15 protein-coding genes are annotated in these 15,676 nt (G+C 69.8%); 8 read left to right on the top strand and 7 right to left on the bottom strand.

Features of this window, described 5'->3' with window-relative positions:
• The first annotated feature begins 126 nt into the window (after positions 1-126).
• From KHC19_RS15115 to KHC19_RS15105, 3 genes are all read left to right on the top strand, one after another.
• Positions 127-954, top strand: a complete 828-nt coding sequence (locus KHC19_RS15115) for an SDR family oxidoreductase (RefSeq protein ID WP_213353207.1) — start codon at positions 127-129, stop codon at positions 952-954.
• Positions 955-1,037: 83 nt separating this feature from the next.
• Positions 1,038-1,694 (top strand): TenA family protein, encoded by a 657-nt coding sequence (locus KHC19_RS15110; protein WP_213353206.1) that lies wholly within the window; start codon positions 1,038-1,040, stop codon positions 1,692-1,694.
• A 345-nt stretch (positions 1,695-2,039) separates the two neighbouring features.
• Positions 2,040-2,504: a Ros/MucR family transcriptional regulator gene (locus tag KHC19_RS15105; RefSeq protein WP_213353205.1), complete on the top strand. Its 465-nt coding sequence runs from the start codon at positions 2,040-2,042 to the stop codon at positions 2,502-2,504.
• Positions 2,505-2,792: 288 nt separating this feature from the next.
• On the opposite strand, the gene KHC19_RS15100 is transcribed toward KHC19_RS15105, so the two are convergent.
• The gene (locus KHC19_RS15100) at positions 2,793-3,941 is read right to left on the bottom strand and encodes an FAD-dependent oxidoreductase (protein ID WP_246548979.1); all 1,149 of its coding nucleotides are present in this window, start codon (positions 3,939-3,941) and stop codon (positions 2,793-2,795) included.
• 257 nt (positions 3,942-4,198) lie between these two features.
• On the opposite strand from KHC19_RS15100, the gene hutC reads away from it, so the two are divergent.
• Complete coding sequence (gene hutC / locus KHC19_RS15095; protein ID WP_213353436.1) at positions 4,199-4,918, top strand: histidine utilization transcriptional repressor HutC; 720 nt, start codon at positions 4,199-4,201, stop codon at positions 4,916-4,918.
• A 24-nt stretch (positions 4,919-4,942) separates the two neighbouring features.
• Here the strand turns inward: hutC and KHC19_RS15090 are convergent, their stop codons facing one another.
• From KHC19_RS15090 to hutI, 6 genes are read right to left on the bottom strand one after another with little or no spacing between them, the layout of a single operon-like run.
• Positions 4,943-5,536: a HutD/Ves family protein gene (locus tag KHC19_RS15090; protein WP_246548932.1), complete on the bottom strand. Its 594-nt coding sequence runs from the start codon at positions 5,534-5,536 to the stop codon at positions 4,943-4,945.
• Positions 5,537-5,544: 8 nt separating this feature from the next.
• Entirely contained in the window at positions 5,545-7,212 is a 1,668-nt protein-coding gene (hutU, locus tag KHC19_RS15085; RefSeq protein WP_213353203.1) for a urocanate hydratase, read from the bottom strand.
• A 10-nt stretch (positions 7,213-7,222) separates the two neighbouring features.
• Positions 7,223-8,050, bottom strand: coding sequence for an N-formylglutamate deformylase (hutG, locus tag KHC19_RS15080; RefSeq protein ID WP_213353202.1), 828 nt, complete (start codon positions 8,048-8,050; stop codon positions 7,223-7,225).
• The gene (locus KHC19_RS15075; RefSeq protein ID WP_213353201.1) at positions 8,047-8,196 is read right to left on the bottom strand and encodes a hypothetical protein; all 150 of its coding nucleotides are present in this window, start codon (positions 8,194-8,196) and stop codon (positions 8,047-8,049) included. Before KHC19_RS15075 ends, hutG begins: the two co-directional genes overlap by 4 nt.
• Before the next feature lie 4 nt (positions 8,197-8,200).
• A complete protein-coding gene (gene hutH / locus KHC19_RS15070) occupies positions 8,201-9,736 on the bottom strand; it encodes a histidine ammonia-lyase (protein WP_213353200.1) in 1,536 nt (511 codons plus the stop codon).
• The gene (gene hutI, locus KHC19_RS15065) at positions 9,733-10,935 is read right to left on the bottom strand and encodes an imidazolonepropionase (protein WP_213353199.1); all 1,203 of its coding nucleotides are present in this window, start codon (positions 10,933-10,935) and stop codon (positions 9,733-9,735) included. Before hutI ends, hutH begins: the two co-directional genes overlap by 4 nt.
• 101 nt (positions 10,936-11,036) lie before the next feature.
• Between hutI and KHC19_RS15060 the strand changes: the two genes are divergently transcribed.
• The 4 genes from KHC19_RS15060 (at position 11,037) to KHC19_RS15045 (ending at position 15,644) form a co-directional block, all read left to right on the top strand.
• Positions 11,037-12,389, top strand: coding sequence for a formimidoylglutamate deiminase (locus KHC19_RS15060; protein ID WP_213353198.1), 1,353 nt, complete (start codon positions 11,037-11,039; stop codon positions 12,387-12,389).
• A gap of 83 nt (positions 12,390-12,472) precedes the next feature.
• Positions 12,473-13,768 (top strand): PAS domain S-box protein, encoded by a 1,296-nt coding sequence (locus KHC19_RS26365; RefSeq protein WP_213353197.1) that lies wholly within the window; start codon positions 12,473-12,475, stop codon positions 13,766-13,768.
• Between the two features lie 108 nt (positions 13,769-13,876).
• Positions 13,877-14,467, top strand: coding sequence for an ANTAR domain-containing response regulator (locus tag KHC19_RS15050; protein WP_213353196.1), 591 nt, complete (start codon positions 13,877-13,879; stop codon positions 14,465-14,467).
• A gap of 10 nt (positions 14,468-14,477) precedes the next feature.
• A complete protein-coding gene (locus tag KHC19_RS15045; RefSeq protein WP_213353195.1) occupies positions 14,478-15,644 on the top strand; it encodes a CmpA/NrtA family ABC transporter substrate-binding protein in 1,167 nt (388 codons plus the stop codon).
• The last annotated feature ends 32 nt before the right edge of the window (positions 15,645-15,676 follow it).

Below are 15,676 nucleotides of genomic sequence, written 5' to 3'. Positions count from 1 at the left end.
ACCGGCTTCAAGCCGGCTTCGGATGACAATTGCAGCCGAGAACGGGTGGCGGCCCCGGAAGAAAGATGCGCAGGAAGCGGGACACCCGCCCGAAGGCGCCCGGCCTTTCCATGGAGACATGCCGCCATGACTGCTGACGTGACCACGAAGACTGCCGGCGAGCCCGCGGCTTCCGCCCCCTCCGCCCCGCTGGCGCCGTTCCGGCTCGACGGCAGGGTGGCGCTGGTCACCGGCTCGGCGCGGGGCCTCGGTTTCGAGATGGCGAAGGCGCTGGCCCGGGCGGGCGCGCGGGTCGCCATAAACGGGCGCGACCCGGGGCGGCTCGCCGCCGCGGCGCAGGCGATCGCGGCGGGCTGCGGCCATGAGGTGGAGACGCTGGCCTTCGACGTCGCCGATCACGCGGCGGCCTCGGCGGCGATGGCGGCGCTGCAGGCGCGGCATGGCCGCCTCGACATCCTCGTCAACAATGTCGGGGCGCGAGACCGCCGCTCCCTGCAGGATTTCACGCCGGCCGAAGCGGAGCGGCTCCTCGCCACCGACCTGCTGGCGCCGATGCTGCTGGCACGTCAGGCCGCCGGCTACATGGCGGCGCAGCGGCACGGGCGGCTCATCACCGTCACCTCCATCGCCGGCCAGGTCGCCAATCGCAACGATCCCGTCTACACCGCCGCCAAGGCCGGGCTGACCGGGCTCATGCGGGCGCTCGCCGTCGACCACGCCCGCGACGGGGTGACGAGCAACGCCATCGCGCCCGGCATGTTCGCCACCGAGACCAATCAGGGCCTGGTGGACGATGCCGCCTTTTCCGCCTTCGTCGACGTACGCGTGCCGATGGGGCGCTGGGGACGTCCGCACGAGATCGGCGCGGCCGCGGTGTTCCTCGCCTCCGACGAGGCGTCCTTCGTCAACGGCCATGTCCTCACGGTCGACGGCGGCCAGACGGTGCGGATGTAGCCGACCACCCGCCTGCGGCCCTCTCGACGCCCTTTGCGCGCCGCTCCATACAGCGGCGAGCAGAAATGGCAGGAGGAGCCGACATGACCGGATTCAGCGAACAGCTTCGCGCCGACAGCCGCGCGGACTGGGACGCCGCGGCGCGACATCGCTTCGTCGACGAGATCTTTCGCGGAGCGGTGGCGGACGATGTCATGCGTCGCTACCTCGTGCAGGACTACCAGTTCATCGATCGCTTCGTGGCGCTGATCGGCGCGGCGATCGCCACGGCCGACCGTTTCGAATCGCGGGTGCGCTTCGCCCAGTTCGCCGCCATGATCACCAGCGACGAGAACACCTATTTCCTGCGCGCCTTCGACAAGCTCGGCGTGCCGCCGGAACAGCGTCTGGCCCCCCGCCTGACCGCTCCCACCCGCGCTTTCCAGGACCTGATGGCGGAAGCCGCCCGCGCGGGCAGCTATGTGGGCTGCCTTGCCGTGCTCGGCGTGGCGGAATGGCTGTATCTCGACTGGGCCGACCGGCCGGACGCCACGCTGCCCGACGATTTCGTGCATGCCGAATGGATTACCTTGCACAACAATGATGGTTTTCGCGCTTTCGTCACCTGGCTGCGCGGCGAACTGGACCGTGCAGGCGCGGCGGCGGACGAGCAAAGCCGGGCGCGCGCCGCCGGGCTTTTCCGCCGTGCGGTGGCTTGCGAGCGCGACTTCTTCGATCATGTCTATGACGATGCTGCGTGATACTCCGCCTTCAATAAAATGAGCTGGGCGGCGGAGCGCCATGACGGAATGTGGCGGCTTTTCGGCAGAAATCCGAAAATATTCCGGAAACCGAAGTGGCGTGATCGTGCAATAATTCCAGCGAGCCCCATGCATCGCCCAGCACCGGAACGTGCCGGGCGGTGCTGCAATCACCGGCGGGTTCTCCGGCTGGAAGGATCAACTGGCGCGCGTGACGTTAGGCTATATCGATAACGGCTGCTCTCGGCGCTTTATTTCAGCGTCGTGAAGGTTTTTCACGATTTTGCTTGTTGACCTTTCCACCAGAGGTGTTAAATCGAATCAAGCCTCAGGTGGAGAAGATAGATGTCTGGAACTGAAGATTCGTCGGTGGATTATCTCGGTCTCACGGCGGATGTGGTTGCCGCTTTCGTTGGTAACAATTCCGTGCCGGCGTCTGAGTTGCCTGATCTGATCGCGAAGGTGCATTCGGCACTGCTTCGCCTGAACACGCCGGCCCCGGTGGTGGTGGAAGAAGTGCTGAAGCCCGCCATTCCGGTGAAGAAGTCGGTGACGCCGGAGTTCATCGTGTGCTTGGAGGACGGGCTGAAGTTCAAGTCCCTCAAGCGTCACCTGCGCACGAAATACAACATGACCCCGGAAGAGTACCGCGCGAAGTGGGGCCTTCCCAACGACTATCCGATGGTCGCGCCGAGCTACGCCGAGGCGCGTTCCAACCTCGCCAAGAAGATGGGCCTCGGCCAGCAGCGCAAGAAGCCGGCTCCGGCGGCGCCCGCCAAGCCCCGTGGCCGCGCCAAGAAGGCGGCCTGAGCCTGCGCGCGATCTTCCGCCGCCGATCTTGAAGATCGGCCGGGCGATATCGCTGAACGAACCGACGACCGGGCCATGGCCCGGTCGTCGTCGTTTCAACTGGCCTTTTCCCACCCGTGTTTCAATCCCGGCCTGTCGGGCGTCGTCGTCGGATAGGCCCGCCTCGTTCCATTGCATCTGTTCCTTTCGGACAGGCATCTTCGATCCGGGCAGGCATCTTCGACCGTACTTCTGCAGGTCCGTCCGTTCGGGAGCGCGTGCACCCTGTGCCTCTCCGCGCCTCGGGCTTCAATCCGGGCGAATATGCTCGGGACGGAAGCCGAGGCCGATCAGGCGGCCGGCGAGATGGGCCAGGACCGGCCAGCGGGCGATGGCCTTCAGGAAGCCGGGCGAGCCGCTGCGCGCCGGCTGGTCCGGCCGGCCGGGGCGGCGGCGCATCATGAGCTGGATCTTCTGCGTCGCCCGGGTAGGAAAACGCCGCCGCGCCTCCACCGCCGCGAGATCGGCATCGGTGAGCCTGCCGGCCTTCAGCGGGCCGGCGAGGCGGTTGGCGGCGGCCACCGCGTCCTGGATGGCGAGGTTCACTCCCACCCCGCCTATCGGCGACATGGCGTGTGCGGCGTCGCCGAGGCAGAGCAGTCCCGGGCGCCACCAGCGGACCAGCCGGTCGATGCGCACGCTGAGCAAATGGAGGTCGTCCCAGGAGGCGATCTCGGCGAGCCGTTCCGGCGGCAAGGGCGAGACCTCGGCCACCGCGGCGCGGAAGGCGTCGAGACCTGCGGCCTTTACATCGCGATAGCTGCCTTTGCGGACCACATAGCCGCATTGCCAGTAATCGCCGCGATCGATCATCACGAAACCCTGCCGTGGGCCGGCATGCGCCATGGTCGCGGCCGGATCGTCGGGATGGTGCGACAGCCTGAACCACAGGACGTCGCTGGGGCTGCCGAACGGCCGGACCTCCAGCCCGGCGAGCGCGCGTATGGTCGAGCCGCGCCCGTCGGCGCCGATGGTCAGCGGCGCGCGGATGGCATGCTCGCCTTCGGCGGTGCGGATCACCAGGCCCGTCACCCGGCCTTCGCTTTCGATCAGCCCCGTCGCCTCGGCGTCCATGATCAGGCGGAAGCCGGGATAACGCGCCGCCTCGCGGGCGAGGAAGGCAAGGAAATCCCATTGCGGCATGAAGGCGATGAAGCGCGAGCGCACCGGCAGCCGGGAGAAGTCGGCGAGGGTGACGTCCGTCCCGCCGATCTCCGCGTGCAGCTTCGGCGCGCGCGTGTGCGGCAATTCGAGCAGCGCCTCGGCGAGGCCGAGCTCGTGCATCACCTCCAGCGTCGAGGGATGGATGGTGTCGCCGCGAAAATCACGCAGGAAATCGCCGTGCTTCTCGACCAGCGTCACCTTCAGCCCGGCGCGCGCCAGCAGCAGCGCCAGCATCAGGCCGGCCGGCCCGGCGCCGGCGATGACGCAGTCGGCCTCGTGGTCGTTCCGGTTGGCGGTGGGCACGGTCGACGATTCCCGCGATCGGACGGTGGAGCGGCGCCCGGGGGCGCTGCGGGGGGAAGCTCGAGCACAAACATCGGCTTGCGCATTGGCAGTTGCCGCGCTCATGTCTACACATATGGGCGAGGGGCCCGCGCGGGCAAGCGCGGCGAGGAGGAGTGGCTGCCGCAGTGTCCGTTTCCGCCAAAAGCATGGCGCCCGCCGAGCCGGTCACGCTGCACCAGCGCATTCGCGCCGATCTGGAGGGGAAGATCCTCTCCGGCGAGTGGAAGCCGGGCCACCGCATTCCCTTCGAACATGAACTGATGGTGCAGTATGGCTGCGCCCGCATGACCGTGAACAAGGTGATCGGCGGTCTGGTGGCGGCCGGCCTCATCGAGCGGCGGCGCCGGGCGGGGTCCTTCGTGATCCAGCCGCGCATCCAGTCGGCGGTGCTGGAGATCCCGGACCTGTCGAGCGAGATCGCCGCGCGCGGCGAGGCCTATGGCTATCGCCTGCTGTCGCGGCGGCTGCGCGTCGCCGCCGGCACCGATCTTGCCGAGAGCGGCATGATCGCCGGCGAGGGGGTGGTGGAGCTGCGCTGCCTGCATCTCGCCGATGGCCGGCCCTTCGCGGTGGAGGACCGGCTGATCGCCCTCGCCGTGGTGCCCGAGGCGGCCTCCGTCGATTTCTCGCAGACGGCGCCGGGCTCCTGGCTGCTGGGCCATGTGCCGTGGACGGCGGCCGAGCATCGCATTTCGGCGCTGGCGGCGGGTGCCCGCGAGGCGCGCGATCTCGACATCGCCAAGGGCGCGCCCTGCCTGTGCCTGGAACGGCGCACCTTCCGCGCCGAGCAGACCATCACCTATGCCCGCCAGCTCTTCCGCGGCGACGCCTACAACCTGGTCGCCCGCTTCTCGCCGAAGGGGTGAGGCGCGGGGCCGGTCGGCAGCCGCTCAGGCGGTCGCCGACCGGAACCGGACCAGGAAGAATTCGGCGGGACCGTCGGGGAGGACGGTCGCTTCCTCGTCGAGAAAGGCGGCGTCGTCGCGATCGAGCACCGTGCGCGCGTCGCCGGCGGCGAGGACGAGGCCGTCGCTGCGGCTGATCACCAGCGTCACCGCTCCTTCAGGCACGATGTCGGGCGTGACGTGCACTGGCTCAGCGGTGGCGAAGCGGGTGAGACGATGGGCGAAGACTTCGCGCCGGCTCATCACGTTGAGGTCGCGCACCGGGCCGCCGAGCAGCCGCGCGGAGGTTGCGGCATCGGCGGGGAAGGCCAGCGGCGGGCCGGCGCGGGTGATCGATTGCTCGCCGTCCATGCCGTCCACGACAAGGCTTACTCCTTCGCCGTCGAGGATCGCCAGCGTGCGGTCGATGCCCTCGAAACGGGAGAACGGCCCGTCCTCGGTGACATCGGCCATGCTGACGCGCCAGTCGAACGCGCCGAGCCCGGCGCCGGGCGGGAACGCCGCGATCTCGGTGGTCGAGCCGGCGCCGTTCTTCCAGCGCATCACGCGGTGATCGGCGGCGCGCAACACCCGGATCATCGGTTCGCTCAGCCGAGGATACCGGGCAGGTCGAGCTGGTGCTCGCGCGCGCAGTCGATGGCGATCTGGTAGCCGGCATCGGCATGGCGCATCACCCCGGTGGCCGGGTCGTTCCACAGCACGCGGGCGAGGCGGGCATCGGCGTCCGCCGTGCCGTCGCAGCAGATCACCATGCCGGCATGCTGCGAGAAGCCCATGCCGACGCCGCCGCCATGGTGCAGCGACACCCAGGTGGCGCCCGAGGCGGTGTTGAGGAGGGCGTTGAGCAGCGGCCAGTCGGAGACGGCGTCGGTGCCGTCCTGCATCGCTTCGGTCTCGCGGTTGGGCGAGGCGACCGAGCCGCTGTCGAGATGGTCGCGGCCGATGACGATCGGTGCCTTCAATTCGCCGGTGCGCACCATCTCGTTGAAGGCGAGGCCGAGCCGGTGGCGGTCGCCGAGGCCGACCCAGCAGATGCGCGCCGGCAGGCCCTGGAACTGGATGCGCTCGGCCGCCATGTCCAGCCAGTTGTGCAGGTGCGGATTGTCGGGGATCAGTTCCTTCACCTTGGCGTCGGTCTTGGCGATGTCCTCCGGGTCGCCCGACAGCGCCGCCCAGCGGAACGGGCCGATGCCGCGACAGAACAGCGGGCGGATATAGGCCGGCACGAAGCCGGGGAAGTCGAAGGCGTTGGCGACGCCCTCTTCCAGCGCCATCTGGCGGATGTTGTTGCCGTAGTCGACGGTGGGGATGCCGGCGTGGAAGAAGTCGAGCATCGCCTTCACATGCACCGCCATCGAGGCCTTGGCGGCCTTGGCGACGCCCTTGGGGTCGGCCTGCTTGCCGTCCTCCCACTGCTCCAGCGTCCAGCCAATCGGCAGATAGCCGTTGACCGGGTCATGGGCGGAGGTCTGGTCGGTGACGATGTCCGGCTTGATGCCGCGCTTCATCAGCTCGGGCAGGATCTCGGCGGTGTTGCCGAGCAGGCCGACCGAGAGCGGCTTGCCCTCGGCGCAGGAGCGCTCGATCATCACCAGCGCCTCGTCGAGGCTGGTGGTCGAGGTATCCAGATAGCCGGTGCGCAGGCGGAAATCGATGGAGGAGGGGCGGCACTCGATGGCGAGGCAGCTCGCTCCGGCCATGGTGGCGGCGAGCGGCTGGGCGCCGCCCATCCCGCCGAGGCCGCCGGTGAGGATCCACTTGCCCTTCAGCGAGCCACCGAAATGCTGGCGGCCCATCTCGACGAAGGTCTCGTAGGTGCCCTGCACGATGCCCTGGGCGCCGATATAGATCCAGGAGCCGGCCGTCATCTGGCCGTACATCATGAGCCCCTTCCTATCGAGCTCGTTGAAGTGCTCCCAGGTGGCCCAGCGCGGCACCAGGTTGGAATTGGCGATCAGCACCCGCGGCGCGTCCTTGTGGGTGCGGAACACCCCGACCGGCTTGCCGGACTGCACCAGCAGCGTTTGATCCGCGTCGAGCTTCCTCAGCGAGGCGACGATGCGGTCGAAGCTCTCCCAATCGCGGGCGGCGCGGCCGATGCCGCCATAGACCACCAGCTCGCCGGGCTTTTCGGCGACGTCGGGGTCGAGATTGTTCATCAGCATGCGCAGCGGCGCCTCGGTGAGCCAGCTTTTCGCCGTGAGCTCGGTGCCGTGGGCGGCGCGGATGGTGCGGTTATTGTCGATACGGGTCATGGATGGCTCCTCAGGCGCGCGAGCGGGCGAAGGCGAGGCACGCCTCGAAAATGGCAGCGAGAGCGGAACGGACGGAGGCGGCATGGGCGGGATCATAGGGCGCCGGCCAGTTGTCCGGGCCGACGGGTCCGGCCGGGTCCGGCATGTAGGTGCGGCAGGCGAGCTCCATCTGCACCGCATGCACGCCGCGTTCCGGTGTGCCGTAGTGCCGGGTGATGTAGCCGCCCTTGAAGCGGCCATTGCTGACGCGCGAGAAGGCGGTGGCGTCGCAGATCGCCTCGACGGCGGCCTGCAGTTCGGGTGCGCAGCTGGCGCCGGAATTGGTGCCGATGTTGAAGTTCGGCAGTGTGCCCTCGAACAGGCGCGGGATCACCGAGCGGATCGAGTGGCAGTCATACAGCACCACGGTGCCGTGGGCGGCGCGGGCATGCTCGATCTCCGCCGCCAGGGCGGCGTGATAGGGGTCGAAATAGGCCGCGCGGCGGGTGGCGACGTCCGGGCCCTTGCCGGGCTGGTAGAGCGGCTCGCCGTCGAAGCTGGTGGTCGGGCACAGTTCGGTGGTCGCCTGCCCCGGATAGAGCGAGACGCCGGAGGGATCGCGGTTGACGTCGATGGCGGTGCGGGAGACCGACGTGCGCACCACGCTGGCGCCCATGCCGGCGGCGAAGTCGTAGAGACGCTCGATCCACCAGTCGCAATCCTTGCGGGCGAGCCAGGGCGAGACGAGGTTGCCGGCGATGTCGTCCGGGATGTCGGTGCCGGTGTGCGGCAGCGAGACGACGAGCGGGGCGGTGCCGCGGATAACGGTGAGGAAGGCTGGGTGCGCATTGTGGGTCACGGGACTTCTCCCGCACTCACGCCGTCATGCCCGGCCTTGGGCCGGGCATCCACGACTTTGCAGCCGATGAAGGCGTGGATGGCCGGGCCAAGCCCGGCCATGACGTCGTATGGCTGGTTGCCGAGGCGGAAGAACTGGGAGTGCATTCCCTCACGCCTCCGAGATCGCCGGAAGCATCCCGCTCGCCAGCGCGGCGATGGCGCCGGAGCGGATGAGCGCGTTTGCTGCCTCCATGTCGGGGGCGAAATAGCGGTCGTCGTCGAGATGCGGCACCTGTGCCCGCAGCGTCGACCGCACCGTCTCCAGCACCGGCGAGGAGGCGAGCGGTTGATGGAAATCGCAGCCCTGCGCGCCGGCCAGCAACTCGATGCCGATCACCGCCACCGCGTTCTCCACCATGGTGAGGAGCCGGCGGGCGCCGTGCGCGGCCATGGAGACATGGTCCTCCTGGTTCGCCGAGGTGGGGATGGAATCGACGCTGGCTGGATAGGCCTTCTGCTTGTTCTCCGAGACCAGGGCGGCCGCCGTCACCTGCGGGATCATGAAGCCGGAGTTGAGGCCGGGCTTGGGCGTCAGGAAGGCCGGCATGCCCGACAGCGCCGGGTCGACCAGCATGGCGATGCGCCGCTCGGCGAGCGAGCCGATCTCGCACACGGCCAGCGCGATCATGTCGGCGGTGAAGGCCACCGGCTCGGCGTGGAAATTGCCGCCGGAGAGCGCCACGCCGTCCTCGGCGAAGATCAGCGGGTTGTCGGAGACGCCGTTGGCCTCGGTCTCCAGCGTGGTGGCCGCCTGCCTGAGCACGTCGAGCGCCGCGCCCATCACCTGCGGCTGGCAGCGCAGGCAATAGGGGTCCTGCACCCGCTCGTCGCCGACGAGATGCGAGGCGCGGATCGCCGAGCCGGCCATCAGGCGGCGCAGCGCCTCGGCGGTCTCGATCTGGCCCCTGTGCCGGCGCAGCGCGTGGATGCGCGGATCGAACGGTGCGTCGGAGCCGCGCGCGGCATCGGTGGAGAGCGCGCCGGTGACCAGCGCCGAGCGGTAAAGGTTCTCTGCCTCGAACAGGCCGGCCAGCGCGTTGGCGGTGGAGAACTGCGTGCCGTTGAGGAGGGCGAGGCCTTCCTTCGGCCCGAGCTCGACCGGCACGAGGCCGGCATCGGCCAGCGCGACGGCGGCCGGCAGACGGGTGCCGTCGACGAAGATCTCGCCGACGCCGATCAGCGTGGTGGTCATGTGCGACAGCGGGGCGAGATCGCCGGAGGCGCCGACCGAACCCTGGCAGGGCACAACCGGGGTGAGGCCCTTCGCCAGCATGGCTTCCAGCAGCTTGAGCGTCGCCGGCTGGATGCCGGAGGCGCCCTGGGCGAGGCTGGCGAGCTTCAGCGCCATCATCAGCCGGGCGACCGGCACCGGCATCGGCTCGCCGACGCCGGCGGCGTGCGAGAGCACGATGTTGCGCTGGAGGGTGGCGAGGTCGGCATCGCCGATGCGCACGGTGGCGAGCTTTCCGAAGCCGGTATTGATGCCGTAGACCGGCTCGCCCTTGGCCAGGATGTCGGCCACCGCCTTGGCGGAACGCCCCACTGCCGGCAGGCAGGCGGCATCGAGCCGGGCGCTGGCGCCGCGATAGATGGCGCGCCATTCGGCCAGCGACACGGCGCCGGGTTTCAGGACGATCTCGCTCATTTTCCCCTCCACACCCGCGCATGCAGCGGGTTGAAACCCATGCGGTAGACCAGTTCGGCCGGCCGCTCGATGTCCCAGATCGCGAGATCGCAGGACTTGCCGGCCTCCAGCGTGCCGATGCTGTCGAGCCGCCCCAGCGCGCGGGCGGCCTCGCGCGTCACCCCGGCGAGGCACTCGTCCACGGTGAGGCGAAACAGCGTCGCCCCCATGTTCATCGTCAGCAGCAGCGAGGTGAGCGGCGAGGTGCCGGGATTGCAGTCGGTGGCCAGTGCGATCTTGGTGCCGTGCGCGCGGAAGAGATCGACCGGCGGCAGCTTGGTCTCGCGGATGAAGTAGAAGGCGCCGGGCAGCAGCACCGCCACCGTGCCGGCCTTCGCCATGGCGGCCGCGCCGTCGGCGTCGGTATGTTCGAGATGGTCGGCGGAGAGGGCGCCGAACTCGGCGGCCAATTTGGCGCCGTGCAGGTTAGACAGCTGGTCGGCGTGCAGCTTCACCGGCAGGCCGAGATCGCGGGCGGCCGCGAACAGCCGGGCCACCTCGTCGGGCGAGAAGGCGATGCCCTCGCAGAAGGCGTCGACCGCGTCGGCGAGCTTTTCCGCGGCGATGCGCGGCAGGAGGGCGATGACCTGATCGATATAGGCGGCCTTGTCGCCCCCGGCTTCCGGCGGCAGCGCGTGGGCACCGAGATAGGTGGTCGTCACCGAAACCGGGCGGGCCCGCCCGAGCGCGCGGGCGGCCCGCAGGCTCTTCAGCTCGGCCTCGTCGGACAGGCCATAGCCGGACTTCACCTCGACGGTGGTGACGCCCTCGGCGATCAGCGCGTCCAGCCGGCGAAGCGCGGAGGTGACAAGTTCGGTTTCGCTCGCGTCCCGCGTGGCCTTCATGGTGGAGACGATGCCGCCGCCGGCGCGGGCGATCTCCTCATAGGAGGCGCCGGCGAGGCGCAGCTCGAATTCATGCGCACGGTCGCCACCGAAGACGAGATGGGTGTGGCAGTCGATCAGCCCCGGCGTGATCCAGCGGCCTTCGACGTCGATCGTCTCTTCCGCCTCGAAGGCCGGGGCCTCGGCGGCCGGGCCGGCATAGAGGATGCGGCCGTCCTGCGCCGCCACGATGCCGTCATCGACAATGCCGAGGCCGGGGCGGGCCTCGTCGAGGGTGGCGAGGCGGGCGCCGCGCCAGATACGCTCGCATCTCATGTCCGGGTCCTCGCAAACTCGTTGGCAAGGGCGTTAATATGTATATACATAAATGCAGCAAGGGCGGCTTGTCCATATCGAATCGGCGAAAGGCGACGGCAATGACGGTGTTGTGGTGCGCAAACGTGCTTCTCCCCGGCGGCTGGGAGAGAAATGTCCGCCTCACCCTCGCCGGCGGGCGCATTGCGGGCATCGCCGTCGGGGAGGCGCCGCAGGCGGGCGACGAGCGCCATGCGGTGGTGGTTCCCGGCCTGCCGAACCTGCACAGCCACGCCTTCCAGCGGGCGATGGCCGGGCTCACCGAGGTGCGCGGCCCGGCGGGCGACAGCTTCTGGACCTGGCGCGAGCAGATGTACCGCGCCGTCGACCGCCTCGATCCCGAGGACGTGGAGGCCATCGCCGCCCTCGCCTATGTCGAGATGCTGGAGGCCGGCTTCACGCGGGTAGGCGAGTTCCACTATCTGCATCACGGCCTCGACGGGCATGCCTATGACGACATCGGCGAGCTTTCCGCCCGCATCGCCGCCGCGGCGTCGTCGACCGGCATCGCCCTGACCCTGCTGCCGGTCTTCTATGCCCATGGCGGCTTCGGCGGCGCGGCGCCGGGGCATGGGCAGCGGCGCTTCATCAATGATGTCGACGGCTTCGCCCGGCTGATGCAATCCGCCGGCCGGGCGATCCGCGACCTGCCCGACGCGGTGCTGGGCCTGGCGCCGCACAGCCTGCGCGCCGCGACGGCACCGGAGATCGCCGCCATCCTGCCGCTCACCGGCGGGCCGGTCCATATCCATGTGGCGGAGCAGGTGAAGGAAGTGGAGGATTGCCTCGCCTTCGCCGGCGCGCGGCCGGTCGATTATCTCTACGACCATGCCCCGGTGGATGAGCGCTGGTGCCTGATCCACGCCACCCACATGACCGAGGCCGAGACCGCGCGGCTGGCGGGAAGCGGCGCCGTGGCCGGGCTCTGCCCGATCACCGAGGCCAATCTCGGCGACGGCATATTCCCCGGCAGGCGCTTCGCCGAATTGGGCGGGCGCTACGGCGTCGGCTCGGATTCCAATGTGCGGATCGACGCGGCGGAAGAGCTGCGGCTCTTGGAATATTCGCAGCGGCTGGGCGGGCGGGCGCGCAACGTCATGGCGCTGGAAGCCGGCGTCTCGACCGGGCGCCGGCTGTTCGACGCGGCGCTGGCCGGCGGCGCGCAGGCGCTGGGCGCCGAGGCGGGGATCGCTGTCGGCCGGCCGGCCGATCTGGTCGGTCTCGATGCCGGCACGCCCTCGCTTCACGGCAAGAGCGGGGATGCGCTGATCGACGGCTGGGTGTTCGCCGGCGGGCGCGCCCCGGTGGAGGCGGTGTGGCGGGGCGGCGAGAAGCTGGTCGAGGCGGGGCGCCACCGGGCGCGCGCGGCGGTGGAGCGGGGCTACCGGCGGGTGCTCGACAAGCTGGCGGGATAATTCGCCGGCCGGGGTCGTCTAAACCCTGTATTTAGTATACATCAATTCGGAGTGCCCGCTTCCTTCGCGACGAGGACGCCCCGATGAGTGACAGCCGACCGGCGGCAAGCGCCGCCTCCCCCACCGAAGCCGGCGGCACGCGCGCCTATCGCATCAGCGCGCGCCATCCCGAAAGCGAGGTCATCACCTCCTTCGAGCTGACGCCGCTGGACGGCGCGCCGCCGCCCGCCCATGTCGCCGGGCAGTATCTGACGCTGTTCGCCGATATTCCCGGCCTCGGCGAGGCCAAGCGCAACTACACCATCTCCACGGCGCCGAACGGCGATCACCTGCGCATCTCGGTCAAGCGCGAGCCGCAGGGGCAGGTCTCGCGCTGGCTGCATGACGCCGCGCCGCTCGGCACGGCGCTGACGATCGCCCCGCCGGCCGGCGCCTTCGTGCTGCCGGCGGACCGGACGCGGCCGATCGTGATGGTGAGCGGCGGCGTCGGGCTGACGCCGATGGTCGCCATGCTGGAGGCGCTGGCGGCGGAAAAGGCGGGCCTGCCGGTGCAGTTCGTCCATTGCACCCGCGACGGGGCGGTGCACGCCTTCGCCGCGCATGTCCGCGAGCTGGTGGCGGCGCTGCCGAAGGCCCGTGCCACCTTCTTCTACAGCCAGCCGCGGCCGCAGGACCGGCAGGGCGCCGATTTCGACCTTGCCGGCCGGCCGACCGTGGATTGGCTGAAGGCGGAGACCCCGCTCGCCGACGCCGATTATTATGTGTGCGGCCCCGTGGGCTTCCTGCGGGCGCTGGTGCCGGCGCTCGCCAAGGCCGGCGTGCCGGCGGAGCGGCTGCATTACGAGTTCTTCGGTCCGGTGGAGGACCTGTTCGACGAGGAAGGCGGCGCCTCCGCGCCGGTCCCGGCGGCAGGCGGGGCGGCGAGTGACTACGAGGCGAAGGCGCAAGGCGGCTTCACCCGCGAGGAGATCGGCGACGGGCTGATCGACAGCGCCGCCGACGCGGTGGTGGCGAGCGACCGCGACGGGCGGATCATCATGTGGAACGCCGGGGCGGCGCGCATCTTCGGCTTTGCCGAGGACGAGGCGCTCGGCCAGTCGCTCGACATCATCATCCCCGAGCCGTTCCGCGCCCGCCACTGGGAGGGCTATGCCGAGACGGTGGCGAGCGGCAAGAGCCGCTACGGCGCCGGCGACCTGCTCGCCGTGCCCGGCCTGACCAAAGACGGGCGGCGCATCTCGCTCGAATTCACCATCGTGCTGCTCAAGGATGCGGCAGGCCGGGTGCGCGGCATGGCCTCGATCCTGCGCGACGTGACCCGCCGATTCGAGGAAACGCGGGCGCTCAAGAAGGAACTGGCGGCGCTGAAGGGCGGCTGAGCGCCGCACCTTCCGGCTTCGGCCCGCGGCTTGCTTTCGGGCATGGCATGTTCCAGTGCGTAGGTCCGATGCCCCAGAGCCGCCCGCCTCATCCGATGACGCCTCGCCATGCCGGCTGATCCCGGCCTGAAGATCGTCATCGTCGACGAGAGCCCGCTGCGCGCCGCCATCCTCGACGAGGGGCTGCGCGAGGCGGGCTATGTCAACGTGATCTGCCTGAAGGAGCGGCACAACCTGCTGGCGCGGCTGCACGCCATCGACCCGGACGTGATCGTGATCGATCTGGAGACCCCCTCGCGCGACGTGGTGGAGCAGATGTTCCAGGTCAGCCGCGAGGTGAAGCGGCCGGTGGCCATGTTCGTCGACCAGTCGGACAGTTCCACCATCGAGGCGGCCATCGAGGCCGGCGTATCCGCCTATATCGTCGACGGGCTGAAGAAGGAGCGGGTGAAGCCGATCCTCGACATGACCATCAGCCGCTTCCGCGCCTTCGCCAGATTGCGGGCCGAGCTGGAGCAGACCCGCACCCAGCTCGAGGAGCGCAAGACCATCGACCGCGCCAAGGGCCTGCTGATGCGGCTCAAGGATCTCGACGAGGCCACCGCCTATGCGCTGATGCGGCGCACCGCCATGAACGAGAAGAAGCGGCTCGTCGACATCGCCCAGTCCATCATCACCGCGGCGGAGCTGCTGAAATGAGACGGCGATCATGAGACGACTCGCGATAGGCTTCATCCCGCTGACCGACGCCGCGACGCTGATCGCCTGTGCCGAGCGCGGCTTCGCCACCGCCGAGGGGCTGGAGATCGACCTGCACAAGGAAGTCTCCTGGGCGAACATCCGCGACCGGCTGAATGTCGGCCTGCTCGACGGCGCCCACATGCTGGCGCCGCTCGCCATCGCTTCCTCGCTCGGGCTCGGTCATGTGCGGGTGCCGCTGGTGGCGGCCTTCGCGCTCAACCTCAATGGCGGCGCCATCACTGTGGCGCCGGAGCTGCACGCCGCCATGGCGGCGACCGGCGAGGACCTGTCGACCGGCGCAGGCACCGCCCGCGCCCTCGGCACGGTGGTGCGGGCGCGGGCGAGCGCGGGGCAGGAGCAGCTGACCTTCTCCTCGGTCTATTCGTTCTCCACCCACACCTATGCGCTACGCCACTTGATGGAGGCGGGCGGCCTCGATCCCGACCGCGACGTGCGCCTCGTGGTGGTGCCGCCGTCCTACACGGTGGAGAATCTCCGCTCCGGCCTCATCCACGGCTTCTGCGTCGGCTCGCCGTGGAACAGCGTCGCGGTGGAGGCCGGGGTGGGGCGCATCGCCCTGCTCGGCACCGAGCTCTTCGCCCGCGCACCGGAAAAGGTGCTCGGCGTGCATGCGCGCTTCGCCAATGCCGAGCCGGACGTGCTGCGCCGGCTGATCCGCGCCCTGGAAGCCGCGGCCCGCTGGTGCGAGGCGGAGGAAAATCGCGCCGATCTCGTGCGTCTGCTGGCCGAGCCGCGTTTCCTCGGCGTGCGCGCCGACCTCATCGAGCGCACGCTGACCGGCCGGCCGGATGTTGGGCCGGGCGGCGCCGCCCGCTCGGACGCGGACTTCCTGGTGCTGCACCGCGGCGGCGCGACCCGGCCGGACCCGCGCCATGCCCTGTGGATCTATGCCCAGATGGTGCGGGCCGGGCAGGCCGGCTACACGGCGGATGCCGCGCGGGAGGCCCAGGCGGTCTACCGGCCGGATCTCTACGATGTCGCGCTCGACGCTCCGGCACCGGGAAATCCCCCGCCCGCGCCGGCCATGGAGGCCGATCCGGTCGGCACCCGTTTCGGCGCGCCTTTCGACGCCGAGGATCTCGAGGCCTATCTCGCCGGCCTGGGCCGCCGCTGAGGCGGCGCGACGCTTTCTTGCGCGAATGCGAG

It is taken from the genome of Ancylobacter oerskovii (genome assembly GCF_018390555.1).
Lineage (GTDB): Bacteria > Pseudomonadota > Alphaproteobacteria > Rhizobiales > Xanthobacteraceae > Ancylobacter > Ancylobacter oerskovii.
The sequence above is the reverse complement of the archived record's forward strand: the minus strand, read 5'-3'. Positions and strand labels throughout refer to the sequence as shown.

Bases quoted from the DNA above. Each gene is read 5' to 3' on its own strand.
- KHC19_RS15115 (WP_213353207.1), top strand. From the start codon at position 127: ATGACTGCTGACGTGACCACGAAGACTGCCGGCGAGCCCGCGGCTTCC.
- KHC19_RS15110 (WP_213353206.1), top strand. From the start codon at position 1,038: ATGACCGGATTCAGCGAACAGCTTCGCGCCGACAGCCGCGCGGACTGG.
- KHC19_RS15105 (WP_213353205.1), top strand. From the start codon at position 2,040: ATGTCTGGAACTGAAGATTCGTCGGTGGATTATCTCGGTCTCACGGCG.
- KHC19_RS15100 (WP_246548979.1), bottom strand. From the start codon at position 3,941: ATGCTGGCGCTGCTGCTGGCGCGCGCCGGGCTGAAGGTGACGCTGGTC.
- hutC (WP_213353436.1), top strand. From the start codon at position 4,199: ATGGCGCCCGCCGAGCCGGTCACGCTGCACCAGCGCATTCGCGCCGAT.
- KHC19_RS15090 (WP_246548932.1), bottom strand. From the start codon at position 5,536: ATGATCCGGGTGTTGCGCGCCGCCGATCACCGCGTGATGCGCTGGAAG.
- hutU (WP_213353203.1), bottom strand. From the start codon at position 7,212: ATGACCCGTATCGACAATAACCGCACCATCCGCGCCGCCCACGGCACC.
- KHC19_RS15075 (WP_213353201.1), bottom strand. From the start codon at position 8,196: ATGCACTCCCAGTTCTTCCGCCTCGGCAACCAGCCATACGACGTCATG.
- hutH (WP_213353200.1), bottom strand. From the start codon at position 9,736: ATGAGCGAGATCGTCCTGAAACCCGGCGCCGTGTCGCTGGCCGAATGG.
- hutI (WP_213353199.1), bottom strand. From the start codon at position 10,935: ATGAGATGCGAGCGTATCTGGCGCGGCGCCCGCCTCGCCACCCTCGAC.
- KHC19_RS15060 (WP_213353198.1), top strand. From the start codon at position 11,037: ATGACGGTGTTGTGGTGCGCAAACGTGCTTCTCCCCGGCGGCTGGGAG.
- KHC19_RS26365 (WP_213353197.1), top strand. From the start codon at position 12,473: ATGAGTGACAGCCGACCGGCGGCAAGCGCCGCCTCCCCCACCGAAGCC.
- KHC19_RS15050 (WP_213353196.1), top strand. From the start codon at position 13,877: ATGCCGGCTGATCCCGGCCTGAAGATCGTCATCGTCGACGAGAGCCCG.
- KHC19_RS15045 (WP_213353195.1), top strand. From the start codon at position 14,478: ATGAGACGACTCGCGATAGGCTTCATCCCGCTGACCGACGCCGCGACG.